Source organism: Bacteroides sp. ET225, from assembly GCF_024733745.1.
In the GTDB taxonomy this organism is placed as follows: Bacteria; Bacteroidota; Bacteroidia; order Bacteroidales; family Bacteroidaceae; genus Phocaeicola; species Phocaeicola excrementipullorum.
This window is the reverse complement of record NZ_JANRHN010000002.1, coordinates 48366-74739: the sequence shown is the minus strand read 5'-3', so window position 1 is coordinate 74739 and position 26374 is coordinate 48366. Positions and strand designations below refer to the sequence as shown.

Below are 26374 nucleotides of genomic sequence, written 5' to 3'. Positions count from 1 at the left end.
ATTATTGAATGATACAGATTAATTTTGAATTATCTGTTTGATTTTCAGCAGAGTTCCGCGGTTTGAGTTTTGTTACGTGTAGTTGTATCAATCAGGATTTTTATTCTTTTCTGTAAATAACCTTGAGGTTTATATTTGTGGAGCATATATAAATATTCAAAGATAAATCCATGAATGATACAATGACAGAATTTAGTGGTTTGGTGGGCGATGCTTATCGGAAATACAGACATGATGTTTTCTTTTACGTTTATGGCAGGATAGGCAGGAAAGAGGATGCGGAAGACTTGGTGCAAGACACTTTTCTCCGCCTTTGGAGTGCTGGCAGGCCTTTGAGTGAAGACACGCTCAAGCGATTGCTTTATACGATAGCCCGGAATCTGGTTACAGACTATCTGAGGAGGTTTTACAGGTGGCAGGAGGTGATGGAATATGTAGGCGGGGCGGAAGAGAGCTTCTGTGCGGGGACAGAAAGCCGTGTTATTATGGATGAGTTGAGGTGTCTGCTGTGGCGCAAGCTTTCGGAGCTGCCCGTACGCCGTCGTGAAGTATACATGCAGAGTCACTTCCGGGGGAGAAGTTCTGCGGATATTGCGGAAAAGATGAATCTCTCCAAAAGAACGGTAGAGAATCATTTGTTGGCCGGACGCAAGGAAATACGTACATATATGAAGCAGTTTCTGTGAAAATGTTTGTTGCTTGTTTGTGCATGTATTTTCCGAATGCCGTGAACGGTTCTATATTCCACGTTGTGGAACGTACATTCCAGCCTTTGGAATGTACATTCCAGATTGTGGACCGTATATTCCACGTTGTGGAATATAAAAAATGCCGCGGCAGACATGACTCTTTGTCGGGGTGAAAAGGAGAAGCGGATGGATGCGAATTCTGAGGCGGCCGCAATTTCGGATGCGGTTGGTCGGTTTCTGCTTTTGTTTATGAGTTTTTTTGCTATCTTTGCGGTATCATACCGTAATGACGACTGACTATGAGAACTATATACCTGGCTGTATGCCTTCTTTTCCTTTCTTTTCTTTCTGCAATGTCCGCTCCCTTCACATTTCGTGGGCTGACGGGTTCAGACGGCCTTTCCGACCTGACGGTCTGCGCTTTGTATAAGGATTCGTGCGGATATATGTGGATGGGGACTTCCACTTCTGTGGAGCGTTTTGACGGAATACACTTGAAGCATTATCCGATACCCGGTGAAAATGAAAAGCTGAAATGGGTGAATACGATTGTAGAAACCTCGGACAACCGGATTTGGATGGGAAATGACATGGGACTCTGGCAGGTGGACGGTGACTCGTTGCGGCGGGTTGCTCCGGATGTAATTGCTCACGGCGTGCGGTCTATTTGCCAGGGTGATGACGGAACATTATATATAGGCAGCGAAACAGGATTGTACATTTGCCGGGACGGGGCTTTTGAATTCCGTCAGGTTGACTCAAACATCCTTTCTTCCGGTAATTTTGTCATCAGCCTTTATCTGGACAAGGCGGGCGGCAGTCTGTGGATGATCACGCGCAACGGTCTGTATGCCATGAATCTGAAGAATGGAAAGACAACTCACTATCCGAACAGCCTTTTCAAAGAGGAAAGCGAATGCTCCTATCGGACGATGACGTGCCTTGATTCTGTTTTGTATATCGGGACAATGAATCACGGAATCCTGCGGTTTGATATGAAAACAGCAGCTTTCTCCCGGTATGTTGATGTGGGATGCGATGTAATAATGTCCTTGTCGGATGATGGGAACGATATGCTCTATGTGGGGACAGACGGCAACGGCGTGCATTTCGTGTCTGTACGCGAACGGAGGATTGTGCGCTCTTTCCGGAATGATCCGGAGAGAAAGGAAGAGCCGGGGCTGCGTTCCAATTCCGTCTATTCACTTTTGGTCGACAGGGACAGTTTGGTATGAGTAGGGCTTTATCAGACGGGGGTTGACTATACTGTGCATCAGGAACCGTTATTTGCTGTTTATAAGACTCCGTATTTCACTTCCGAACACATTCCGGTGCGCAGCATTTACATTGGTTCCGGGAAAAAACTGATCGGTTCGCGTAACGGACTGTATTGCATTGATGAGCAGAAGCAGTCGGTTGTGCGTTTCGGAACTCCTTCGCTGCGGTCTAACATAATTCTCACGTGTTATGCTTTTCTCGGCAAAGTTTATATCGGTACATACGGAGGAGGAATGTATGTGTTTGAGCTTGATTCCGGGAAAATTCTAGATTTTGATGCCGACGGTTCTGAGGCGTTCAGGCATAACAGCGTTTTTTGTTTTTCCTCAGATGAAGAGGGACGTTTGTGGATAGGTGCATCAACGGGTGTGTATTGCTATAAAGGAAATTCGCTCTTGCATCATTTTGATCATAAAAACTCTCCGCTGCCGGAGGGGAATGTCTATGTTGTGTTTTTTGATTCCATGCGCAAGGGATGGATCTGTACGGAAACAGGAATAGCCATTTGGGATCCGGCCTCAAAAACGATCAAGAAGAATGTTTTTCCGGAATATTTTCCGGACAAGGCAAAGGTCGGTTCCATGTTTGAGGATTCGGAGCATAAGCTTTACTTTGTTCCGTATAAAGGAAATCTTTTCGTTTCAGATCTGGCAATGGGCAAGGTCTATGAAATAGGGCCGGACACTCCGCTGGAAGGAAAGGAAATCAGATTCGTTACGGAAGACAAAGACAGCTGTCTTTGGATTGGTACGGGGAGCGGTCTGTTCTATTATGATAAGAAAAACAGTTTTGTTCCCTATAATTTTGTGAGCGGCATTCCCGATCCGAACTTTCTCCCTTGTGAGCCGGTTAGAGGCAAGGACGGGAGAATATGGTTCGCTAATAATGAGGGCCTGCTTTATCTTCCGGAGAATTGGAAGCGGCAAAGGCGCGGCTTGCCTTATACGATGCATGTGACAGAAGTTTATGTAAACGGGAAATCCGTTCCGTTTCCGATGAAAGGCGGTGCTGGAACATACGGTAAGGTCATATTGGATCCCGAGCAGAATAATGTGACTTTCCGTTTTTCCGGATTTGCCTTTACCGATCCGGCTTATGCGGCATATGAATATAAGCTGGAAGGCTTGGAGAACGATTGGAAGAGATTGGTGGGGAAATCGGAAGCGGTATACTATAATCTTGAGCCGGGTGCATATGTATTCAAGGTCCGCCGTATGGGTGAGCCGGATACGGAAACCGGCATGGCCGTCAAAGTGCTTTCGCCGACGAACTGGAAGGCCTGGACTATAGGAATAGTCTTGTGCTGTATTGCAATGGTGTGTTCTTTCTTCGTTTATGTTGGGAGAAAAAGAAAGGAGCGGAAGAAGCTCGAGGCACCGAAAGAAAAATACCGGACCAGCAACTTGTCGGATTCCGAATGCAGACAGCTTGTCCGCAAGCTGGAGAATGCGATGTCAGAGAAGAAGCTTTACGCGAATCCTGACCTGAAGCTTATGGATCTGGCGGAGATTATCGGTGTTTCCTCACATACCTTGTCTTATCTGTTCAATCAATATCTGAAGAAAAGTTATTATGATTATGTCAATGATTGGCGGATAGAAGAGTTCAAGGAGCTGATAGCTCGGAAAGCACATGCAAAATATACGCTGAATACTTTGATAGAGAAATGCGGATTCGGTTCACGCGCTTCTTTCTTCCGTTGCTTTAAGAATAAGACGGGTATTACTCCGAATGAATACATAAAACAGTCTAATCAGTGAGCTGAGCCGCCAGGCTTTCCTTTGCAAGTGTCCGTACGTTTCGGTTGAAGCGTGCGGACACTTGCTATAATCCCCCCCCTGTTGCGTGAAAAAGGAAAACAAAAGCTTCCCAAAGAGTCTTATTCAATTAAATAAGACTGACTTTTTTGTTGTTAAACCTCTGTTTTATAGAATGTTGTCTTGTGCGCGGTCTTATCGGGCGAAGATAGACATCTCAAGGGTGAAAAGATTCTTCTTCTTGTTCCTTTTAATCTACATTTGCAATGTGTCCGATGCCTCTTTTGGCTGGTGAGGAAAGAAACCGGATGCAAAAATGAGTGATTGTTAATTTTAAAATTTGTAGGTTATGAAGAATGAATTCTTGAAATTCCCTTCCAAAAGAATTTTGTTTTCTGCGTTCTTTGTATCTGCCGCCCTGTTGGGAGAGAGCGTTTTGCCCTTGCGTGCAGATGTGGCGGAGATACGTTCGGTGATGCAGAAAACAAAGGTGTCGGGCGTGGTGCTCGACCCGAACGGTGAGCCGGTTATCGGTGCAACCGTAATGGAAAAAGGCACGTCCAACGGATCGGTTACCGATTTGGACGGCAAATTTTCATTGAATGTGGCTTCGCCTCGGTCGGTGATTGTCATTTCTTATATAGGTTACAGAACGACGGAAGTTTCTGCAGAGAAGAAGGTGTTGTCGGTAACTTTAAAAGAAGATTCGGAGATGCTGGAAGAGGTGGTCGTTGTTGGATACGGCGCACAGAAAAAGGAAACGCTGACCGGTTCTGTGGCAGTTGTGGGACCGGAAATGTTCAAGGACAAGGGCACGGTGGCCAATCCTTTGCAGGCTATGCAGGGACAGGTGCCGGGACTTCGCATCACTCGTTCTTCCGCAGCTCCGGGTGAAGAAGGATGGGGCATCTCGATTCGTGGAGCCGTTTCCAGAAACACGACAGAACCTTTGCTGATTATCGACGGTGTGCCGGCAAGCGGAGTAAGCGAGATGGCGCAGCTGAATGCCGCCGATATTGAGTCGATTAACTTTCTGAAGGATGCCTCTGCAGCCATCTATGGTTCGAAAGCTGCGGGCGGTGTGATTCTTGTCACAACGAAGCGTGCGGAAAAGGGAAAGACCAGGGTAGAATACAACGGTTCGTATACCCGCAAGATAGTCGGGCTTCAGCCTCGTCTGATGAGTCTGGACGAATGGGCGGACGGAGTGATTCAGGCGCGCCGGAATGACGGACGTCCGGAAGATGACCAATGGATACGTTATGCCACAATGGCCAAACAGATGAAAGGCAGTTGGTTTAAAGCGGACGGGGGAGGCGGAGTCGCTCCGATACCGGGAGCATATACGGGTGTAGCAGATTTCGTATTTCACGACATGAACTGGACGGATGTGTTGTGGGGGAACGCTAATTCCACTCAGCACGACTTGAGTATTTCAGGAGGTTCGGATAAGGCCACTTACCGTTTGTCGCTCGGATATTTGTATGATCAGGGAACCTTGCAGTGGGGAAACAATTCGAACGAACGTTTTAATGTACGCCTTTCAAATACCTTTAATATAACAGACAACTTCAGTGTTGACTCGAACATTTCTGCCAGCCGTCAGCATCAAGTCGCTCCGACACAGATTGGAGGAGCATTGGGGAGAAGCGTTCCCCAGCCGGGCTTGCCTGTTTCCACAATTGACGGAAAACCGTACGCATGGGGAGGAATACATACGCCGAACTGGTTATGTGAACTGGGAGGTGACAATAGACTGGTGGTCACTTCCATGAGCATCAATGAGGTGCTGAAGTGGAAAATCATTGACGGATTGAACTTCAATGCAACCTTGGGATACAGCACGAATACTGCTTTCCGTGATGAAGAGTATCTGCCTATCGACTGGTATTCTTATGACGGAACGCTGATTCGCAACGAAAACAGTCCTTATCCCAGGCAGGAAGACTCTTCGTATATGAGAAGCTCATCCCGTACAGACAATGCCACAGCATCTGCATTCCTTACTTATTCGAAGTTGTTTGGTCAGAAGCATGATTTGACGGTTATGGCAGGTGTCCAGTATGATTATGGGGCATACGATTACAGCGCGACAAAGGCAGAGAATGTGGAGCCTTCCTTGGATGCGTTGAACGGACAGGGTGAAGTTTACATTGATAAAGTCGATAAATGGGAGGAGGCCATCCTTTCTTATTTCGGTCGTGTAAACTACAATTTCAAAGAAAAATACCTGCTCGAAGCGAATGCGCGCTATGACGGTTCTTCCAAATTCCTTCCTGAAAATCGTTGGGCTTTTTTCTATGGTTTCTCCGGAGGATGACGAATCACAGAGGAGGCGTTCATGGAAAATATAAAGGATTATGTCAATGAACTGAAACTGAGGGTTTCGTACGGCGAGGTCGGCAACCAAAGCGGTATCGGGCGTTATGACGGTATTCAATTGTATAACTATCGGGCAGGTTCGGGTGCATATCTGGGAAGTTCGAATGCGACTTATGTGGAGTCTGCTGGTCTGGTCAGTACGGAACGTACCTGGGAACGCATCTATAATTATAATGTCGGTTTGGATTTCGGCTTCTTGAACGGACGTCTTTCGGGCAGTTTCGAACTTTTTATGAAAAAGAACAACAATATGCTGGTTGAAAGGCTTTATCCGGGCATATTGGGAGGAAGCGCGCCTGATATGAACAGCGGAAAGTTCGAGGCGAAGGGTTATGACGGAAGTCTGACATGGCGTGACCGGATTAAGGATTTCAGCTATCATGTCGGAGGTACGTTGACCTATATGACCAACGAATTGATTGATGGAGGTGAAACAGTGAAGGTTGCCGGATATAATGCAGCTTTGAACGGATATCCGTTGAATTCAATTTTCGGTTACCGCTATATCGGAAAAATCCAGAACGAAGAACAGTTGATGAAGTACACACAGAGGTATGGAGGAAACAATACGATAGACATGCCGAGCAATCTGCTGCGTCTGGGTGATCATATGTATGAGGACGTGAATAAAGATGGCAGGCTGACGCAGGACGACTTGGTCTTCTTGGGTTCTGACGATCCGAAACTTTCATTCTCGTTCAATTTCGGGTTTGAATGGAAAGGTCTTGATTTCTCTGCAGTATTCCAGGGAGTCGGCAAACGTACCATCTATCGTGGCATTGACGCGTGGAAAGTGCCATTCTCAGCCATTTGGCTGAATACTTCCAACCAGTCTGTGGGCAATGTGTGGAGTCCGGAAACGCCTGATAACTATTATCCGAGCTATTCGAATACCGGCTCTATCAACAATTACAACTACATTTCGTCTACATGGTCCGTTGATAACGGTGCTTATCTGCGCTTGAAGGACATTGTGCTGGGATATACATTGCCCAAGTCGGTGCTGAAGAAGATGGGCAACTTCATGACGAATTTGAGAATTTATGTAGCCGGAGCCGATATTTGGGAAAAGACTTATATTCATGACGGATGGGATCCGGAAGCAACGAGAGAGGTTGATGACAAAGACCGCTATCCGTTCAACAGAACATTCACGGTAGGTATAAACGCAACATTCTAAACAATTGATACAATGAAAAAGCTTAAACTACATATCATTTTGGGATTGGCGGCAGCACTGGCTTTTCCTTCTTGTCTGGACTTTGATCCGAAGACACAGCTTGCCGATACGAACTATTGGTCTACTCCCGACCAGTTCAAGTTATTTGCTACGCAGTTTTACGGGTGGCCGCTTGATTTCCGGCGGCTGGATAGTAGTCCGCATAGCGACGGACGTTCGGACCTGAAGACAAGCACAACACTGGACCTTTACAGTAACGGAACGAATACCGTTCCTACATCAGACAATAACTATACGGACAACTATAATCGGATTCGTCAGGCAAATATTCTTCTGCAACGGGCGGAATCCTATGGTACTCCTGAGGATATTGCTGTTTATGTGGGCGAGGCCAAATTCTTCAGAGCTTATTGTTTCTTTGATCTGGTGCAGCTTTATGGAGATGTAATCATTGTGGACAGGCCGCTGGATGTGGATGATCCGGAGATGCAGCAGGGACGCGATCCGCGTGGGGAGGTGATTGACTTTATAGTGCAGGATTTGCAGGAAGCGGCGGAAGCGCTTCCCGGTTTCAACGAAATAGCTTCTTCGGACGAAGGGAGAGTGTCAAGCGAGGCTGCTTATGCGTTTCTCTCAAGAGTTGCTCTTTATGAAGGGACTTGGCAGAAGTTTCATGATGGAAACGGCCAAAATACGGAACGTTCTCGCCAACTGCTGGATATTGCTGCCAAGGCTGCTGATGAAGTGATAATGAGCCGGAATTTTGAACTTTTCAAGCCGGCGGAATTGGGGGATTTCGCATACAAGTATCTGTTTGTTCTGGAAAACGAGAAGTCTAATCCGGCAGGTATCAACAAAAGCGCGAACCGGGAATATATTTTTGCAAAGAGGCATGACGGCGTGATTAATCCCGTCGGAACTAACATAACGGAGGGGCGCTTTAACAATGATGTCACCCGTATAACCCGTAAGTTGGCGAACATGTATCTTCAGAGCAATGGCTTGCCTGTCGATCCGTCCGCATGGGATTACAGTACGATGGCTTCCGAATATCAGAACCGTGACAACCGTATGAAGAATACGCTGATGGTTCCGGGAGAAACTTACTGGAGCAACGGGGGAGGCCGGATTGACTGGAGTGGAAGTGCGGAAGAAGTGGCGAACGCAACAATCCGTGAATTTGTTCCGGGGCACGGAACAGGGTATTCCATGCACAAATGGTGTTGTGAGCGTGACGGGGTGGCTAACCGCAGTGAAGGATACGACTATCCGGTTATCCGCTACGCGGAAGTGCTTCTGAACTATGCGGAAGCGGTGTTTGAACGCGACGACAAGATAGAAGATCAGGATCTGGCAAAATCGCTCAACCTGGTGCGCAAGCGCGTTAACCCGGATATGCCTGATCTTACAAATGATTTTGTTCCTTCGAATGGCTTGGACATGCGGACTGAAATCCGCAGAGAACGTACAGTGGAGCTGTTTGACGAATGTTTCCGGTTGGATGACCTGAAGCGTTGGAAAACGGCGGAAACTGAGATGCCGATGAATCTGACCGGCATCAAATGGACGGGCACTGAATACGAAACTACATGGGCGTCTGCGGCTTCGGCAAACAAGGACGCCGAAGGCTGCTTGCTCATGGAGTCTGGGCGTGTATGGCAGGAAAAAAATTATTTGTATCCGCTGCCGGTCGACCAGTTGCAATTGAATCCGAATCTGAAGCAGAATCCGGGTTGGGACGAATGACGAACAGAATATTAAAGTTAAGGAAATGATTATGAAACGAAACATATTTGCGAATATAATCGGGATGTTTCTCGTATGTGGAGGAATGTCCATGGGATTTTGCTCTTGTGATGACGAAACTGTTTCTCCCGCATTAGACGAAAAGGTGCTCATCTCGGAAATAAATGTAGGAGTAACTCCAAATCTCCCGTTGCTGATTAATACGGATTCGCTGATGACATGGGAGGTCTTGCCGGAAGAAGCGACAAACAAGAATGTGATATGGACTTCTGCCAATCCGGAAATTGCCAGCGTTTCGGAGGATGGACGTATATCAGCTCATGCACTCGGCACTGCTGTTGTCACGGTTTCGCCTGAGTGGGGATATGCCACGGCAGCATCCGTTACGGTAGAGGTTATAGAGCACATCGTATTTATAGATGATATCGTTCTGACAAATCCGGAAGACGAGCTGTCGGTTTATGCGACGGCATCTCTTCAGTTGACGTGGGAAACCGTTCCTGAAGAACCTACCTATCCGGGACTGAAGTGGGAAAGCCTTACTCCGGAAGTCGCTACCGTTTCAGAATCGGGGCTTGTGAGAGGCGTTGCAGCAGGAACGGCGCAGATCCGGGCAACGGCTACTGACAGCCGGCATTTCTCGAAGGTGTTTGAAATAGCTGTGATGCCTGTGATACCGATAGAGTCGCTCGAAATAGATGAATCTCAAAGCGAGCTGGCCATCGGTGAGGTGTCGAAATTGAACGTGAAAGTGACTCCGGAGAACGCTACGGTTTCTACTTTGGTTTGGGAAAGTTCGAACCCTTCAGTTGTTAGTTTTGACGAAGACGGTGTGATGACCGTGCATGATTATGGTTCTGTAACTATTACCGCATCGGCAGAATATGGAGGCAGTTCAGTTTCTGCTGCGCTGGATGCACAGGTTGTGGAAGGAAAGGTGAATGATACGTTCGACTATACAGCCCCCTGGGCTATTTTTAACAATGTTGGAATGGTTGTAGGGATTGAAGACAGTGAACTTGTGCTCACCCCGGGAGATGATAAGAACTATAAGGCGGTTCGCATAGCAAGAACCGGGGGAGTCAATTTTCATGCAGGAAATTATCCTATTCTTGCTGTCAAAGTATGGATGCCAGGTGATGTTGTAGCGGAGTCTGATAAGATGGAATATTATCTTGATATCTGGACCAAAGGACAAACACCTGCCGGAAAGTATGGTGAAAATACAGACAAGGGCAAGAATCAGATGGAAGTAAAAGATTGTGGCGACTATAAGGTGTATGTGGCTGATTTTACGAGAAAGGGACTTGGGGCGTCCAATGAGTTTCTTCCTTCATCGGCTATTAATATGGAGAATGTAGAATTCCAGTGGTGGAAGCTGTGGTATGATGCCGGTGCTCCGCTGGATGGAACGATCAAAATCGACTGGGTGAAAACATTCAGGTCGGAAGAAGAGCTGGATGCGCTTATAGCTTCGGAAAGCGGTATCCGGTAATGGATGTGGCAAGTTTATAATAAAGGTAATCGATTGTTTTCAGGATTTATTTGAAACGGAATAAAAGATAAGTAGTATGAAACTGAATTATATACAAATGTTTGCGGCCTGCGCCCTTTCCGTTCTGACAATGGGATGCAAGGCGGAATTTGAGAACGGGGTGAACGATATCGACTCTTGGGAAGTGGGTGCGGAATATACACCAAGTCTGGTTCATCCGGGTGTACTTCATACGCAGGAGGATATAGAGCATATCCGTGACCTGGTGGACCGGCAGAAAGAGCCGGCCTACGGCATCTTTCTCAAAATGAGAGAAGACTGGAAAGCCAAGTCAGACTATTCGATGAACGGCCCTTACGAGGTGATTGCCCGTGACGGGGCTTATGCAGCCAATAAGGTAAATGCAGAACGGGACTTCGATGCGATTTATCTTAACTCGGTGATGTGGATGATAACTCAGGATGAGGCACATGCGAGGAAGGCACTCGAAATCATGCTTGCCTATGCCGGTACGCTGAAAGACATTGACGGGAATGATACGGCGTTGATGGCCGGGCTGGAAGGTATCAAGATTGTATACGGGCTTGAAATGCTGTCGCACACTTATCATCAGTCGGAAAAGTATCCTGACGGAATAACTGACGAACAGATTGAGCGGATCAGCACAATGCTCCGCAACGTCTTCCTGCCTGTGTGGGAAGAGTTTTACGCAAGCGATCCCAATACGAATGGAAACTGGGGGCTTCATGTTACGAAGTCATATATGGCGGCTGCCATTTTGTGGGATGATGTGGAGATGTACCGGAAGTGCGTGAACTTTTATCTTTATGCTTATGACAACGGTACTATTGCGCACTATATTGACGGAGATACCGGACAATGCCAGGAATCAGGGCGTGACCAGCAGCATACTGTATTGGGAATCGGGGCTTTGTCGGCCATTTGTGAAATTGCGTGGAAGCAAGGGAACGATCTCTATTCGGCTTACGACAACCGTGTGCTGAAAGGGTATGAGTATACGGTGAAATACAACCTCGGTTACGATGTACCGTTCAAGACATGGACGGACGTTACGGGGAAGTATTCCAACTGGACAGAAATTTCTGCTGTGACGAAAGGTGAAAACGATGGGGTGGACACGGAACGCGGACAATGCTGGCAGCCCGTATTCTATATGGCATATAATCATTATGTGAACCGCAGAGGATTGAGTATGCCCTATACGGCGGAGTTGCTGGAAACATACGTGGAAGACGAGTATGACGGCGGTCATCCGAGCTTTGGTCCGCTGCTGTTCAATGATTTGGATTGAGAAACTACTTAAGGATAAATGTGAAACTACCCCTGAGCAGATGGCAGTTTACCCCGTAGTAATCAGACAACCGCTGCGGGGTAATTTTCAGACATCGTTTGAATACAGTAAAAACATGATTTTAAGATGAATAGAATTGCGATATTGGGAATGTTGTTATGTGTGCCGGTCATAGCACTCGCCCGGCAGAACGAATGGGAAGACCCCACACGGTTTGAATGGAACAAGGAGAAGCCTCATGCGTGCTTTGCGCTCTACGAGTCGGTTGGAGATGCGCGGACTGAGGATTACAGCCGTTCTCCCTGGTACAAGTCGCTCAACGGGACGTGGAAGTTCCGTTACGCTCCTTCGATAGAGGCGAGTGTGAAAGATTTCTATCGCACGGACTTGTCCGACAGGGACTGGGATGAGATTCGAGTGCCCTCCAACTGGGAACTGCAAGGTTATGGCGAACCGATTATCCGCAACATCCAGTATGTCTTTTCGCCGAATCCGCCTTACATAGATGTGGACAATCCGGTGGGGACTTACCGCACTCGTTTCACCGTTCCTTCGGAGTGGAAAGGCAGGGAGGTGATGCTTCATTTCGGATCGATAACAGGTTATGCACGTGTCTATGTAAACGGAAAACAGGTGGGAATGACCAAGGCTTCGAAAACTCCCGCAGAGTTTAACGTCACTTCCTGTGTGAAGGAAGGAGAGAATCTGCTGGCTGTGCAGGTATACCGCTGGCATGACGGAAGCTACATGGAGGATCAGGACTTCTGGAGGTTGACCGGTATCGAGCGTGATGTTTATCTTCAGGCTTATCCGAAACTGACCATTTGGGACTTTTTCTTGAGGCCTGGCTTGGACAGAGATTACCGTCACGGTGTGTTTCATGGAACAGTGAATTTGCGCGAATTCAGCGGCAATGAGATGAAGCGCGGGCAAGCAAGGTTGGATTTGCTGGATGCAAACGGAAAAACAGTTTTTTCCCGAACAGAGCCGTTTGATCTGGAAAAGGAAGCAAATGTGGCGTTCTCAGGTATGGTGAAGAACGTGGAGAAATGGAATGCTGAACGGCCTTATCTGTACGATTGTGTATTGTCTTTGTCTGATTCTTCGGGCCGCGAACTTGCATTGATATCGTGCAAGGTTGGTTTCCGCAAAATAGAAATCAAGGACTCGAAACTTCACGTGAACGGAGTTCCTGTATATATAAAAGGTGTAAACCGTCACGAACACAACGATACGCTGGGGCATGTGCAGACACGGGAAATCATCGAGCATGATTTGAAAATGATAAAGCGTCTGAACATGAATGCGGTGCGCACATGCCATTATCCCAACCATCCGATGTTCTACAAGCTTTGTGACAAATATGGCATTTATGTGGTGGATGAGGCGAACATTGAAAATCATGGGATGGGATCTGTTCCTTATTTCAAAGATACGATACCTCATCCGGCTTACCGTCCGGAATGGTACGATGCGCATGTCGACCGTATCTCGCGGATGGTTGAACGCGACAAGAACCATGCATGTGTCATAGGATGGTCGTTGGGCAATGAATGTGGGAACGGGAAGGTGTTTCATGACGAGTATAGACGGCTGAAGGCATATGATCCCGACCGTTTTGTTCAGTTTGAGCAGGCATGGGAGGATTGGAATACTGATATTGTATGTCCGATGTATCCGCGTGTGAGTTGGATGGAAGAGTATCGTAATTCGGGAAAGACACGCCCGTTCATCATGTGCGAATATGCCCATGCCCAAGGAAACAGCAACGGAAATTTCAAGGACTTATGGGATTTGATTTATGACAGCCCTAACCTGCAGGGAGGATTCATTTGGGATTTCATGGATCAAGGCATTAAAATGCGTGCCGATGCGCAGGACGGAAGGACGTACTGGATGTACAACGGAAAACTGGGAGCGCACCGGTGGCTGGAAGATAAGGAAGGCGAACTGAATACCGGAACGGATGGAGTCATTTCGGCGGACGGTACTCCCAAGCCTCAGGCATACGAAGTGAAAAAAGTCTATCAGTACGTTCATTTTAAAGAAAAGGATTTGCCGGAAGGCATCGTTACGGTTCGCAACCTGTATGACTTTACGGATCTTGCAGACTATGATTTTCGTTGGGTGTTGGTGAAGAACGGAGAGCCTGCTGATTCGGGCCGTTTCTCGGTAAATCTGAAACCGCATCAGTCGAAAGATGTAAAGCTGAGTCTGCCGGATGTGCCTGAAGACGGAAATGAATACTTCCTTAATCTGTATGCTTATACACGTGCCGCAACAGATTTGGTTCCGGCCCGGTATGAAGTGGCGAAAGAGCAGCTGAAGATAGGAAAGAGTGATTTCTTTATTTCTCAAAAGGGTGTTTCCGGACAACTGGCTTGTCAGGTAGAGGGAAACATGTTCTTGTTTACATCCGGCAAGGTGTCGGGCAAAATTGATTTGAAAAGAGGTGTGTTGTGCGGCTATGCATTGGATGGAAAATCACCGTTCGTGCAATATCCGGAGCCGTCTTTCTGGCGTGCCCCGACAGACAATGATTTCGGAAACAAGCTGCCTTTGCGCTCTAATGTATGGCGCACGGCCCATGTAAATCGGGAAGTGCGAAACGTTTCGGTGGGAGAGAAGACTGCTGATGGGGTTTGCGTAACGGTAGAGTGGATGCTGACGGACATTCAGGTACCCTACACTGTGGAATATCTGATTCGGAACGACGGTTCGGTCAAGGTGACGGGGAGTATCAACATGGAAGGGAAGAAACTTCCGGAACTGCCCCGCTTGGGGATGCGCGTAGAGCTGAAGAGTGGTTATGATAACTTGGCTTATTATGGCAGGGGGCCGCAGGAAAACTACATAGACCGATGCGCCAACACCCTGATAGGGTGTTATGAAAGTAAAGTGGCGGAGCAGTATTATCCTTACATACGTCCGCAGGAAACGGGCAACAAAACGGACGTGCGTTGGCTTTCTCTGTTGGACAAGGACGGTTTCGGCTTGAAAATTACCGGAATGCAGCCTTTGTCGTTCTCTGCTCTGCACTTTGCTCCTGAGGACCTTGATCCGGGATTGACACGCAAGATGCAGCATCAGGTAGACGTGGTTCCCCGGAAAAATGTTTTCTTGCATGTTGACTTGAAACAGCGCGGACTGGGAGGCGATAACAGTTGGGGGATGCTTCCCCATAACGAGTACCGCCTGTTGGAGAAAAAGTATGCTTACAGTTATGTGATGCAGCTGGTGGGGGGATAAATGATGCCATTGGATGGCTTGAAAAAAATGTCCCGTCATCTTGATTAAAATGTCCCAACATCCTGATGAAGATGACGGGACATTTTACTTCAGATGTTGGGATGTTTTTTTGCGCATTGTGCGCAGATTCCTTTGACGATATAGTTTGTCTTGTTGGCGATGAAGCCTTCCGGGATATGGACGGGAGGAATGGAGTCTTCGCTGAGGCAATAGGTCTTCCGGCATTTCTCGCAGAAAAAGTGGCAGTGTGCTTCCTCCGAACTGCAATGTCCGTGGTTGTGGCACAGGCAGTACTTGTGAAGTCCGCTTCCGTCGTCGACGCTATGGATGAGATGCCGCTCGTGGAAGAGCGAAAGAGTCCGGAATATGACGGACTTGTCGATGCTTTGCAGTTCATCTTCAAGCGAGGTAAGGCTGAAGGTGTCGCTTTTCTTGCAGATGGCGTCATATATAAGGAGGCGGGTGGAGGTAGGGCGAATGCCTGCGTCTTCCAGAATCGGAATATAATGTTCAGCTTTCATAGTGTAAAAAAGAGATGCTTATCCACTGCAAAGATAAGCATCTCTTTTTGCAATCCGGTTGTTTGTTGCCGTTTTATTTCATTTCCAGTTCCTCTTTCATGTCGAGTTCTTGTCCGTGGGTGTCGAAGAACTTGTATTGCAGGAAGGCCAGACTCTGGTCCGGAATGATCCGGATGCCGAATCCGTATTTCATCTGCCATTTTCTCTTCAGAGAAACAATGCCCTGGTTGATGTATGCGGCAACATAAGGATGTATGTGTAGGGTAAATTTCTTCACTCTCAACTTGTTGACCATATAGTCGATCTTGCTTTCCAGCGAGTCGGTGAACAAGATTGACGGCTTTATTTTTCCTTTACCGAAACAAGTGGGGCAGTCTTCGTCCGTTGTCACATCAATGGCCGGGCGTACACGCTGGCGCGTGATCTGCATCAGCCCGAATTTGCTTAGCGGAAGGATGTTGTGTTTGGCGCGGTCTTTCTGCATGTTCTGGCACATCCGCTCATAGAGTTTCTGCCGGTTTTCTGCCAGATTCATGTCGATGAAGTCAACCACAATGATGCCTCCCATATCCCTCAGTCTTAACTGGCGTGCCAGCTCGTCAGCTGCTCCCAGATTGACATCCAGCGCATTGGCTTCCTGCCCGTTAGCCGATTTCGAGCGGTTTCCGCTGTTCACGTCAACCACATGCAGCGCTTCCGTATGTTCTATAATCAGGTAAGCCCCGCTTTTGTAGGAAACGGTCCGTCCGAACGACGACTTGATTTGTTTGGTAATGCCGAAATTGTCGAAGATGGGAAGTTTGCCGATGTAGCGCTTTACTATTCCTACCCGTTCGGGAGCAATAAGAGCCACATAATTTCTTACTTCGTTGTAGACCTCTTCGTCGTTCACGTAAATGTTTTCGTATGAAGGGTTAAACAGGTCCCGCAGCATTGCAACCGTGCGGCTTGTTTCTTCATAAACCAGTGAAGGCAGTTTGGTTGCCTTCTGTACTTTGGCGATGGTTTCTTCCCAGTGTTTCAGCAATACCTTCAGTTCGGTATCGAGTTCCGCGACTCTTTTTCCTTCGGCTACAGTCCGTACGATTACGCCGAAGTTCTTCGGCTTTATGCTTTGCAGGAGTTGTTTGAGCCGTGCGCGCTCTTCGCTCGATTTTATTTTCTGTGAAACCGATACCTTGTCGTTGAACGGGATAAGGACCAGATAGCGTCCGGCAAACGACAGTTCACAGGTCAGACGCGGTCCTTTGGTAGAAATCGGCTCTTTTACAATCTGCACGATGACCTCTTGTCCCTGCTTGAGTACGTTTGATATGGCGCCTTCTTTTTCGATGTCGGGAAGCATTGAAGCCTTCGACATGGGAAAAAGCTTTTTTCGGTCGCTGGTTACTTGTTTCAGGTATTTCTCGTACGAATGAAATTGTGGTCCCAAGTCTAAGTAGTGAAGGAAAGCGTCTTTTTCAAAGCCTACGTCAACGAAGCAGGCGTTGAGTCCGGGCATGAGTTTTTTCACCCTTCCCACATACATGTTGCCCACCGTAAAAGAAAGGTTTCTTTCTTCTTTCTGAAACTCCACCAGGTTCTTGTCTTCCATGAGAGCGATGGATATTTCTTTGGGCTGTACGTCTACTACTAATTCGCTTGTCACTTGATCACTTGGTTTTATTGGGTTTATAAAATCAGTTGAAACGCAGCTGTGTAGTTTCTGCGTTATGCACAATACACAAAGAACAAACCTGAAAGACTATTTGGAAGCACTTTGCAAGTTTGTTCTTTATTGAAGTCGGACAGACTAACAATTATTTTTTACTTTTATGTCTGTTCTTTCTCAGTCTTTTTTTACGTTTGTGAGTAGACATTTTATGTCTTTTTCTTTTCTTTCCGCTTGGCATAGCTTCAAATTTTTTATGGGTTAATACTAAAGTTAATTATTTTTTCACTGAAAGAGTAAACGTCTTTGCTGGCTTGAATGCCGGAATATTGTGTTCCGGAATGATGATCGTTGTATTTTTAGAAATGTTGCGAGCAGTTTTCTGCGCTCTTTTCTTCACGATGAAACTACCGAAACCGCGGAGATAGACATTCTCATCTTTTGACAAAGATTCCTTTACTGATTCCATGAACGCTTCCAGGGTAGCCAATACTGTTGCCTTGTCAATTCCTGTATTTTTGGCAATTTCGTTTACAATATCTGCTTTTGTCATTTCGCTAATAATTATTGTTATACCTAGTTCTTAATTTTTTGGATTGCAAATATATAGCTTTTCTCGCTCTCTAGAAAATTTATCAGCTACATTTTTTTTGGAAAGTCCTAGTTTTATGCGTTTTTATGCTCTGCGCCGCCACTATTTTGTGGCTTGACGTGTGCAAAAGGCTGGTGATTGTCGGTCGAAAGCATTATTTTTGCGGGAAAATAACGGACATTATGAATGACTTTTCAGAAAAGCTGATCGCCTGGTATCGCAAAAACGGACGCAGCCTTCCGTGGCGCGAAACGAAGGATCCTTATAAAATATGGGTGTCTGAAACGATACTTCAGCAGACACGTGTGGCGCAGGGATATGCCTATTACTTGCGCTTTATCTCCCGTTTTCCTGATGTCGGTGCGCTGGCCCGTGCGGAAGAAGATGAGGTTATGAGGCTTTGGCAGGGGCTGGGCTATTATTCGCGGGCCCGGAATCTCCATGCGGCGGCAAAGGATATCGTTGCGCGCGGATGCTTTCCTGTACTGCCGGAGGAGGTGAAGACCCTGAAGGGAGTGGGCGACTATACGGCTGCGGCCATCTGTTCGTTTGCCTACGGCCTTCCCTGCGCGGTGGTCGACGGGAATGTTTACCGGGTTTTGTCCCGGTATTTTGGCCTGGATGAATTTGTGGATACGGCGGCCGGAAAGAAAACGTTCGCGTCTTTGGCAGACGAGCTGATCGACAAGAACCGCCCGGCCGAATACAATCAGGCCATCATGGATTTCGGAGCCATGCAGTGCGTGCCTTCATCGCCCGATTGCAGCGCGTGTATCTTTTCCGGGAGCTGCGCTGCCTTGCAGAAAGGAACGGTGGATGTTCTGCCTTTGAAGAAGCATAAGACAAAGGTTTCTTCCCGTTATTTTTCTTATATGTATGTGCGCGCAGGTGCGTACACTTTTATTCGCCGCCGCGAGGGGAAAGACATTTGGCGCAACCTGTATGAATTTCCCCTGCTCGAAACTTCCGGTGAGTTGCATGAGGAGGATCTGCCGTCCTGTCCGGAATTCCGTTCTTTGTTTGGCGGCTTGCAGGTGGAATCTGTCCGCCTCGTCAAGCCGGGTGTGAAGCATGTGCTGTCGCATCAGGTGATCCATGCTTCTTGTTTTGAAATAAGATTGTCAGATTCTGTGGCGGAATTGCCCGGATTTATCCGCATATTGGCCGGTGATTTTGATAAATTCCCTGTTCCACGTTTGATTTCTCGTTTTTTTTCTTTAGTTTTGGGGTCTGAAATTTAAAAAAAGTATATTTTATGTCATTGAATAAAGTACAATTGATAGGTAATGTAGGCAAAGAGCCTGAAGTGAGGTATCTGGACAGTGGAGTGGCGGTTGCAACATTTTCTTTGGCCACGACCGACCGGGCTTATACTCTTCCTAACGGAACGCAGGTTCCCGAACGCACGGAGTGGCACAACATCGTTCTTTGGAGAGGGCTTGCTGAAACAGCCGAAAAGTATGTGCATAAAGGTGACAAACTGTATATCGAAGGCAAAATCCGTTCGCGCTCCTATGACGACCAGAACGGCGTGAAGCGTTATGTCGTAGAGATCTTCGGTGATAATATGGAGATGCTTACTCCGCGTACGGTTCAGGCATCCGCACCGCAGCAGGCTGCTGCTAATGTTCAAAGCCAGCAGATGCAGTCGCCGGTGCAGCAGCAGGAATCACCCGCTTCGGACGTTTTGCCGTTTTGAGAGAATGATAAGAGAGGATGTGTTGCGGTTTTCAATGAACCGGACATGTCCTCGCATTGTTTAACAATAAATTATTGAATGGACCCTGACTCGTTTTTATGCCGCTGGGCGGATTGTTTTGACGGAGTGACTTTCGCTCCACTTTCTGCAGGTGCTTTGATTGCATTGCTTTCTGCGCTTGTGCTTCTGTATATTTCTGGCCTTGTGTCTGCATCGGAAATCGCTTTCTTCTCGCTTACCCCTTCTGAAAAAGAGGAGGTAGAAGAGGAAGATCATCCGTCGGACAGGCGTGTCAGATCATTGTTGGATGACTCCGAGCGTCTGTTTGCCACTATTCTCATCTCCAATAATTTTGCAAATGTGGCTGTAGCCGTACTGCTGAACTACTTTTTCGTTACGGTTGTTGATTTCGGCTCGGCCAAAGCGCTTGAATTTGTGGCGGTGGCCGTTGTGCTTGTTTTTCTGCTTTTGCTTTTCGGCGAGATCATGCCGAAAATATATTCAACCCAGCATTCGCTTGCGTTTGTCCGGAGGGCGGCTCCTATGATGTGTGTGTTGCGGTCGCTTTTCCGTCCGCTGTCGTCTGTTCTTGTCCGTTCTTCTTTTGTCATCAACAAGGTGGCTCAGCATAACAGGGTGTCGCGCAACCTGTCTGTAGACGAGCTTTCGCAAGCCCTTGAACTGACTGATATCAACGATACGCCTGAGGAAAGCAACATGCTTGAAGGGATTATCCGTTTTGGCGAAGAAACGGCAAAGGAAGTGATGACCCCGCGTCTTGACATGGTGGATCTTGAGATAAAGACGCCGTTTACGCAAGTGCTTCAATGTGTGGTTGATAACGGATATTCCCGCATACCTGTTTATGAAGATTCGCGTGATAACATCAAAGGCATACTGTATATCAAGGATTTGCTTCCTTTTCTCGGGAAGGGAGATGAGTTTCACTGGCAGAATCTGGTGCGGCCTGCCTTGTTTGTTCCCGAAACAAAGATGATTGATGACCTGCTCCGTGATTTTCAGGCAAACAAGATTCACATCGCTATTGTCGTAGACGAGTTCGGAGGGACGTCGGGCATTGTGACTATGGAAGATCTGATTGAAGAAATCGTAGGTGAGATCAATGACGAATACGACGAAGACGAACGTTCGTATGTGAAACTGGCTGAAAATGTCTATGTGTTTGAAGCAAAGACGCTTCTTTCTGATTTTTATAAGATTCTGAAGGTAGATCCCGATGATTTTGAAGAGGCGGCGGGCGATTCGGATACACTTGCCGGACTTCTGTTGGAGCTGAAGGGAGAATTTCCTGTCTTGCATGAAACGCTTGAATACAGGAATTTCAGGTTTGAAGTGCTTGAGATGAACAGCCGGCGGATTTTAAAGGTCAAGGTTACGGTTTCGTCTTCCGAAGACGGTGAAGCCGATTCTGAAGAAAAGAATTGATTATGCCGTTGCTGCGTCGTTGGGAAAAGGATGGAGGCTTGTGGGGTATCTGGCATGTTACGGAAACAGAAGATGGCCTTATGGCTTTGCTGGCAGACAAGTCGCTGTTTGCCGGCAGGCTTGCAGGTATAAAGGTGCCGAAAAGGAGGCTGGAGATTTTAGGAGTCTGTGTCTTGCTGAAGGACTTGCTGGGAGAAGAGAAGCGTATCTTGCATGAAGACTCGGGCAAGCCGTTTCTTGAAGGCGATCCGCGTCGGATTACGATATCTCATACCAAGGGCTATGTGGCTGTGGGCATTCATGGCGAAGCGGTTCCAGGCATGGATATCGAGCAGGTGGGCGAGAAGGTGAGAAGAGTGGCTCCCCGCTTTATACGTGCGGATGAAATGCCCGGTAGCGAACAGATGACCGGCGAAGAAAGTCTTTTTCAGCTTCTGCTGCATTGGTCGGCAAAAGAAACCTTGTATAAGTTGCTTGGTTGTCTTGATGTTGACTTCCGTACCCATTTGCGCATACGTCCTTTCAAACTTTCTCCCGAGGGTGAATTTGTGGGTGAAGAATTTTGCTCTGCTGCCGGAACTTCGTGCCTGATCCATTATTTTGTTCATCCGGATTTTGTTTGTACCTATTGCGTCCGTTCTGCAGACAGAAGGTGATTATGGAAAATATGAAATTGCGTAAGACATTGAAAGTGGCTGCCGTTACCATCGTTTCGGCGGCGGCGCTTGTTCTGGCGGTAATAGCAGTCGCCATTCATTTTGTTTTTACTCCCGAAAAGCTGACTCCGGTTGTGCTGGATGTGGCGAACCGTTCGCTTGACGCACGTCTGGACATGAAGAGAGTTGAACTCACTTTTTTCTCTACATTTCCCCGTTTTGGACTTGAACTGACTGACGGTTCGCTGGTGTCGAAGGCTGTACGCGACACGCTGTGGCAGCATACGGACTCGCTGCTTTCGTTTCGGAAATGTGTGGTCGTAGTAAATCCCCTTGATTACCTGAGAAAGCAGAAAATCAATCTCCGCTATCTGGGGATAGAAGGGGCATCTGTCTATGCGTTTAAAAGTGCAGACGGCAGGGCGAATTGGGATATAGCCCTTGCCGATACTGCGGCGGTACAGGCTGATACAGCAGCCTCTGCTTCTCCTTCAATCGGTGAAATAGAGATCAACCGCGTGTCTTTGAAACATGCGAATGTTGTTTTTGATGACCGCGATACCCGTGTTTATGCCAGTCTGAAAAATGCAGATCTGGATCTGAGGGCAAGGCTCCGCAAAGGGCATTCGGTGCTGTCTTTGAATTTTAAGAATGAGAACATTCTGTTCTGGCAGGACGGTCAATTGCTGTTGAACCATATTGCCGCTGAAGCAAATGCAGATATTGCTCTTGACCGTAAATCGCATACGCTGACGTTGGAAGATACCCGTTTGGCGGTCAATGGTGTGGCTCTTGATTTGCACGGCACTTTGATGCGTGACACGCTGGAGCATGCGGCTCTCGTTGACTTGAAGTATGGGCTGCATGCGCCGTCGCTCGAAACTGTTCTTCGGATGGTTCCGGAAAGTGTCCTGAAACGTGAGAGTGTTTCGGTGGCTGGAAAGGTGGAGCTTGGAGGTACGGTGAAAGGCAAGTATGGCAAGAAAAATATGCCGGAAGTGACCTTGCACATGGGGATAACGGACGCCTCGGCCAAATACGACAAGTTGCCGTATGGGGTGGATCATTTTACGGCGGAACTTGACGCTTATGTCGATCTGATGCGCAACAATCTTTCGTTTGCCGATCTGAAGATTCTTCGTTTCCAGGGAGCGCATACCGATATTTATGCAGAAGGAAAGGTCAGCGATCTGCTGGGTGATCCGAACATTTCGTTCAAGACCAGGTCTGAAGTAGACCTTACTGCGCTGGCACAGACATTTCCTTTGCAGGAGGGCGTGTCGATGGGCGGAAAGCTTGACGCTGATATCGGTGTGAGGTGCCGCTTGTCGTCCCTCAAGAAACAGGATCTGGGCAGGATCCTGCTGGGTGGCCGTCTGGAACTTGAGAAAGTGTTTTTGCGTGATGCGAAGAAGAACTTTGACTTTACGGGTGATGCGTCGCTGGCTTTTGTCGGTGACAATTCGCTGTCGGCACGGGCGGAGATCAGCAGCATGCTGCTGCGTGCTTCAGGTCTGTATGCCGATATGAAGCAGCTGAAAGCGACAGTCAGATCAACGAATCCTCAGGATTCTACCCGCATAGTAGACTTGGAATGCAAACTGGAGATGAACCGTTTGAAAGGTGCCATGGGGGATTCTTTGAACGTGTTCAGCAAACATACGCAAGCCACGGTCCGCTTGCAGCCGGGGAAGAAGAACCCGTCGATGCCTCGGATTAATCTTTCGTTGGAAACGGATACGCTGTTCTGCCGGATGGGTAATATGCGTATGGGAATGGATAAAGGAGGTTTTGCCGTTGATGCCGAAAAAGTAAGAGATTCGGTGTGGAATCCGCATGGAATCATCGGGTTCAATCGTCTGAAACTGAATGTCCCGCAGTTTGCTTTGCCGGTGTATATGAGAAAGACGGCTGTTACGGTAGGAAACCGGCGCATTGCACTGAAGAATGCGAGCGTACGTATCGGGCATTCTGATCTGACCGCTTCGGGAGAGGTTCACAGGCTTTACGAAGTGCTGAAGAAAGGCGGGATGCTGAAAGCTAATCTGGACATCTCTTCTTATAATCTTGACTGCAATCAGCTGATAAGTGCCTTGAATTTTCCCGAAGACACTTTGCTGGAGGCGAGTGAAGAAAAAGAAGATACAGCGGCGGCTCTCAGGTTGTTTGTCATCCCCAGGAATGTGGACTTTGAGCTTCAGACCAGTCTGAAAAAGGTTACCTACGGCAAAATGAAGTTCGAGAATGTGCGGGGAGCGGTTGACATCCGCAACCAGGCCGTTCACTTGAAACACCTTTCCATGCGCGGGCTGGATGCGGACCTGAACACGACTGTGGTTTATCATGCGAGCCGCAAGGAACACGGCTATGCCGGATTCGACTTCAGGCTCAGGAAAGTCAATATCGGCAAGCTGGTTGATTTTGTTCCTTCCCTCGATTCGATCGTGCCGATGCTCCGTTCGTTCAAGGGGATGGTTGATTTCGATGCGGCAGCCGAAGCAGTACTCGATTCGAACCTGAACATAAAGATTCCTTCTTTGCGTGCGGCTGTCCATATCAGGGGCGACAGTCTGGTGCTGATGGACGGAGAAACTTTTGCTGAGATATCCAAGAAGCTTATGTTCAAAAACAAGAAGCGGAATGTGTTCGACAGCATATCCGTAAATCTGACAGTAAAGGACGGTAACGTCACTGTTTATCCGTTTGTTGTTCAGATCGACCGGTACAAGGCGGCTGTCGGAGGCACTCAGGGGCTGGACATGAATTTCCAGTATCACATATCCATCCTGAAATCTCCGCTTCCTTTCAAGGCAGGAGTGAATATTTCCGGAAACCTGGACAAGATGAAGATCCGTATCGGCAGAGCGAAATACAAGGATGCCGTAACGCCGGTGGCTATCCGGAAGGTCGACAGCACGCGGGTGAATATGGGACAGGCAATTGTCCGCGATTTTGAGCGGGTGATGGAGCGCGGAGCACGAAGAAGGATTCCGAAGCTGGCAGAATGATACATTCTGTTTGGATGTTCGTAGATTTATTGTATCTTTGCGACAAGTGTATTATTAAATTAATTATTAAAATCTTCATTAACTTATGTTCAACAAACATCCAAAGGGGTTGGTTGCCGCTGCGCTGGCAAATATGGGCGAGCGTTTCGGCTTTTACATCATGATGGCAATCCTGACCCTGTTTATTTCTGCTAAGTTCGGCTTGTCGGAAACGACAACCGGATATATTTATTCTGCGTTCTACGCGTCTATTTACATTCTGGCTCTGGTAGGGGGAATCATCGCCGACAAGACGAAAAATTTCAAGGGTACCATTCTTGCCGGACTGGTTCTGATGGCTTTCGGTTATCTGATCATTGCCATTCCTACGCCGACGCCTGTATCTAACCTGCCTTTGTTCTTAGGCATTACGTGTGTAGGTCTTGCGGTCATCGCTTTCGGAAACGGTTTGTTCAAAGGAAATCTTCAGGCACTGGTCGGCCAGATGTATGATAATCCGAAATACTCGCATCTGCGTGATGCCGGCTTTCAGATTTTTTATATGTTTATCAATGTGGGTGCCGTGTTCGCACCGTTCATCGCTATCGGCGTGCGCAACTGGTGGCTGAAGGCCAATAATTTCGATTACGATGCCACTTTGCCCGAATTGTGCCATAAATACCTTGAAGGAGCGGGGACAATGCTTCCGCAGGAAATGGAGAAGCTGACTACGCTGGCCAACAAGGTGATGCTCGACGGCAGTCAGGTAACTGACATGTCTGCTTTCGTGAACAGTTATCTTGATGTCTTCAACCGCGGATTCCATTATGCTTTCATGGCGGCTATTGTAGCGATGCTCATTTCGCTGGTAATTTATCTGAAGAACAAGGCTTCCTTCCCTGATCCGGGCCATAAGGTGGCTGATGCGGAATCTTCGCAGGCTGCTGTTGCAAAGGAAGATATTCAGATCAGTGCAACCGAAATCCGCCAGCGCATATATGCATTGTTCGCCGTGTTTGGCGTAGTGATCTTCTTCTGGCTTTCTTTCCACCAGAACGGCTATTCACTGACCTATTTTGCCCGCGACTATGTGGATTTGAGCGTTATCAACATTGATTTGGGCTTTACTCAGATAAAGGGGGCTGAAATATTCCAGGCAGTCAATCCGTTCTTTGTCGTATTCCTGACTCCTGTAATCATGTGGATATTCGGTTCGTTGAAAGAGAGAGGAAAAGAACCTTCCACTCCGATGAAAATAGCCATCGGTATGGGAATCGCCGCTCTGGCATATCTGTTCCTGATGTTCTTCTCGCTTACGTTGCCCGCTAAAGATGCGCTTGCAACGATGACTACCGAACAGATTGACGCTATCCGTGTAACTCCATGGATTATGGTGGGGCTTTATTTCATCCTTACCGTAGCCGAACTGTTTATTTCTCCGCTGGGACTGTCGTTCGTTTCAAAGGTTGCTCCTCCTCACTTGCAGGGACTGATGCAAGGCTGCTGGCTGGCTGCAACGGCGGTGGGCAACTCGCTGCTTTTTATCGGCGGCCTGCTTTATACCACAGTTCCCATCTGGGCGTGCTGGCTTGTGTTTGTCGGGGCTACCGGAGCATCGATGATTGTCATGCTGTCGATGGTAAGGTGGCTGGAGAAAGTAGCAAAATGACGGATACCTGACCGAATCTGAAGAGAAATAAAAAAGTCACAACGAATGCGGTGAAAGTGCTTCGT

At 47.7% G+C, this 26374-nt stretch carries 16 protein-coding genes and 1 pseudogene; 14 read left to right on the top strand and 3 right to left on the bottom strand.

Annotated elements, in window-relative coordinates:
- The first annotated feature begins 182 nt into the window (after positions 1-182).
- The 8 genes and pseudogenes from NW212_RS01295 (at position 183) to NW212_RS01260 (ending at position 15088) form a co-directional block, all read left to right on the top strand.
- Positions 183-686, top strand: a complete 504-nt coding sequence (locus tag NW212_RS01295) for an RNA polymerase sigma factor (protein ID WP_258336849.1) — start codon at positions 183-185, stop codon at positions 684-686.
- A gap of 302 nt (positions 687-988) precedes the next feature.
- Positions 989-1924, top strand: a complete 936-nt coding sequence (locus NW212_RS01290) for a two-component regulator propeller domain-containing protein (protein WP_258336848.1) — start codon at positions 989-991, stop codon at positions 1922-1924.
- A gap of 33 nt (positions 1925-1957) precedes the next feature.
- Positions 1958-3727 carry a helix-turn-helix domain-containing protein gene (locus tag NW212_RS01285; protein ID WP_258336847.1) on the top strand — a complete coding sequence of 590 codons (1770 nt, stop codon included), beginning with the start codon at positions 1958-1960 and terminating at the stop codon, positions 3725-3727.
- A gap of 346 nt (positions 3728-4073) precedes the next feature.
- A pseudogene (locus tag NW212_RS01280) lies at positions 4074-7286 on the top strand (SusC/RagA family TonB-linked outer membrane protein).
- 12 nt (positions 7287-7298) lie between these two features.
- The gene (locus NW212_RS01275; RefSeq protein ID WP_258336846.1) at positions 7299-9032 is read left to right on the top strand and encodes a RagB/SusD family nutrient uptake outer membrane protein; all 1734 of its coding nucleotides are present in this window, start codon (positions 7299-7301) and stop codon (positions 9030-9032) included.
- Between the two features lie 31 nt (positions 9033-9063).
- Positions 9064-10527, top strand: a complete 1464-nt coding sequence (locus NW212_RS01270) for an Ig-like domain-containing protein (protein ID WP_258336845.1) — start codon at positions 9064-9066, stop codon at positions 10525-10527.
- A gap of 76 nt (positions 10528-10603) precedes the next feature.
- The gene (locus tag NW212_RS01265; protein WP_258336844.1) at positions 10604-11839 is read left to right on the top strand and encodes an alginate lyase family protein; all 1236 of its coding nucleotides are present in this window, start codon (positions 10604-10606) and stop codon (positions 11837-11839) included.
- A gap of 126 nt (positions 11840-11965) precedes the next feature.
- The gene (locus NW212_RS01260) at positions 11966-15088 is read left to right on the top strand and encodes a glycoside hydrolase family 2 TIM barrel-domain containing protein (protein ID WP_258336843.1); all 3123 of its coding nucleotides are present in this window, start codon (positions 11966-11968) and stop codon (positions 15086-15088) included.
- Between the two features lie 89 nt (positions 15089-15177).
- On the opposite strand, the gene NW212_RS01255 is transcribed toward NW212_RS01260, so the two are convergent.
- The 3 genes from NW212_RS01255 to NW212_RS01245 all read right to left on the bottom strand — a co-directional run bounded on the left by NW212_RS01255 (position 15178) and on the right by NW212_RS01245 (position 17813).
- On the bottom strand, positions 15178-15609 hold the full coding sequence (locus tag NW212_RS01255) for a Fur family transcriptional regulator (RefSeq protein WP_258336842.1): 432 nt from the start codon (positions 15607-15609) through the stop codon (positions 15178-15180).
- A 73-nt stretch (positions 15610-15682) separates the two neighbouring features.
- A complete protein-coding gene (locus tag NW212_RS01250) occupies positions 15683-17257 on the bottom strand; it encodes an Rne/Rng family ribonuclease (RefSeq protein WP_258336841.1) in 1575 nt (524 codons plus the stop codon).
- Positions 17258-17537: 280 nt separating this feature from the next.
- Positions 17538-17813 carry an HU family DNA-binding protein gene (locus NW212_RS01245; protein ID WP_258336840.1) on the bottom strand — a complete coding sequence of 92 codons (276 nt, stop codon included), beginning with the start codon at positions 17811-17813 and terminating at the stop codon, positions 17538-17540.
- A 221-nt stretch (positions 17814-18034) separates the two neighbouring features.
- Between NW212_RS01245 and mutY the strand changes: the two genes are divergently transcribed.
- The 6 genes from mutY to NW212_RS01215 all read left to right on the top strand — a co-directional run bounded on the left by mutY (position 18035) and on the right by NW212_RS01215 (position 26309).
- On the top strand, positions 18035-19093 hold the full coding sequence (gene mutY / locus NW212_RS01240) for an A/G-specific adenine glycosylase (RefSeq protein WP_258336839.1): 1059 nt from the start codon (positions 18035-18037) through the stop codon (positions 19091-19093).
- 14 nt (positions 19094-19107) lie between these two features.
- Positions 19108-19551, top strand: coding sequence for a single-stranded DNA-binding protein (locus NW212_RS01235; protein WP_258336838.1), 444 nt, complete (start codon positions 19108-19110; stop codon positions 19549-19551).
- Positions 19552-19629: 78 nt separating this feature from the next.
- A complete protein-coding gene (gene gldE / locus NW212_RS01230) occupies positions 19630-20997 on the top strand; it encodes a gliding motility-associated protein GldE (RefSeq protein ID WP_258336837.1) in 1368 nt (455 codons plus the stop codon).
- Positions 20998-20999: 2 nt separating this feature from the next.
- The gene (locus tag NW212_RS01225) at positions 21000-21653 is read left to right on the top strand and encodes a 4'-phosphopantetheinyl transferase superfamily protein (RefSeq protein ID WP_258336836.1); all 654 of its coding nucleotides are present in this window, start codon (positions 21000-21002) and stop codon (positions 21651-21653) included.
- Positions 21654-21655: 2 nt separating this feature from the next.
- The gene (locus NW212_RS01220) at positions 21656-24661 is read left to right on the top strand and encodes an AsmA-like C-terminal region-containing protein (protein WP_258336835.1); all 3006 of its coding nucleotides are present in this window, start codon (positions 21656-21658) and stop codon (positions 24659-24661) included.
- 85 nt (positions 24662-24746) lie between these two features.
- Positions 24747-26309, top strand: a complete 1563-nt coding sequence (locus NW212_RS01215) for a peptide MFS transporter (RefSeq protein WP_258336834.1) — start codon at positions 24747-24749, stop codon at positions 26307-26309.
- The last annotated feature ends 65 nt before the right edge of the window (positions 26310-26374 follow it).

Excerpts from the sequence above, each read along its gene's own strand:
- NW212_RS01295 (WP_258336849.1), top strand. The coding sequence starts at position 183 with ATGACAGAATTTAGTGGTTTGGTGGGCGATGCTTATCGGAAATACAGA.
- NW212_RS01290 (WP_258336848.1), top strand. The coding sequence starts at position 989 with ATGAGAACTATATACCTGGCTGTATGCCTTCTTTTCCTTTCTTTTCTT.
- NW212_RS01275 (WP_258336846.1), top strand. The coding sequence starts at position 7,299 with ATGAAAAAGCTTAAACTACATATCATTTTGGGATTGGCGGCAGCACTG.
- NW212_RS01270 (WP_258336845.1), top strand. The coding sequence starts at position 9,064 with ATGAAACGAAACATATTTGCGAATATAATCGGGATGTTTCTCGTATGT.
- NW212_RS01265 (WP_258336844.1), top strand. The coding sequence starts at position 10,604 with ATGAAACTGAATTATATACAAATGTTTGCGGCCTGCGCCCTTTCCGTT.
- NW212_RS01260 (WP_258336843.1), top strand. The coding sequence starts at position 11,966 with ATGAATAGAATTGCGATATTGGGAATGTTGTTATGTGTGCCGGTCATA.
- NW212_RS01255 (WP_258336842.1), bottom strand. The coding sequence starts at position 15,609 with ATGAAAGCTGAACATTATATTCCGATTCTGGAAGACGCAGGCATTCGC.
- NW212_RS01245 (WP_258336840.1), bottom strand. The coding sequence starts at position 17,813 with ATGACAAAAGCAGATATTGTAAACGAAATTGCCAAAAATACAGGAATT.
- mutY (WP_258336839.1), top strand. The coding sequence starts at position 18,035 with ATGAATGACTTTTCAGAAAAGCTGATCGCCTGGTATCGCAAAAACGGA.
- NW212_RS01235 (WP_258336838.1), top strand. The coding sequence starts at position 19,108 with ATGTCATTGAATAAAGTACAATTGATAGGTAATGTAGGCAAAGAGCCT.
- gldE (WP_258336837.1), top strand. The coding sequence starts at position 19,630 with ATGGACCCTGACTCGTTTTTATGCCGCTGGGCGGATTGTTTTGACGGA.
- NW212_RS01225 (WP_258336836.1), top strand. The coding sequence starts at position 21,000 with ATGCCGTTGCTGCGTCGTTGGGAAAAGGATGGAGGCTTGTGGGGTATC.
- NW212_RS01220 (WP_258336835.1), top strand. The coding sequence starts at position 21,656 with ATGGAAAATATGAAATTGCGTAAGACATTGAAAGTGGCTGCCGTTACC.
- NW212_RS01215 (WP_258336834.1), top strand. The coding sequence starts at position 24,747 with ATGTTCAACAAACATCCAAAGGGGTTGGTTGCCGCTGCGCTGGCAAAT.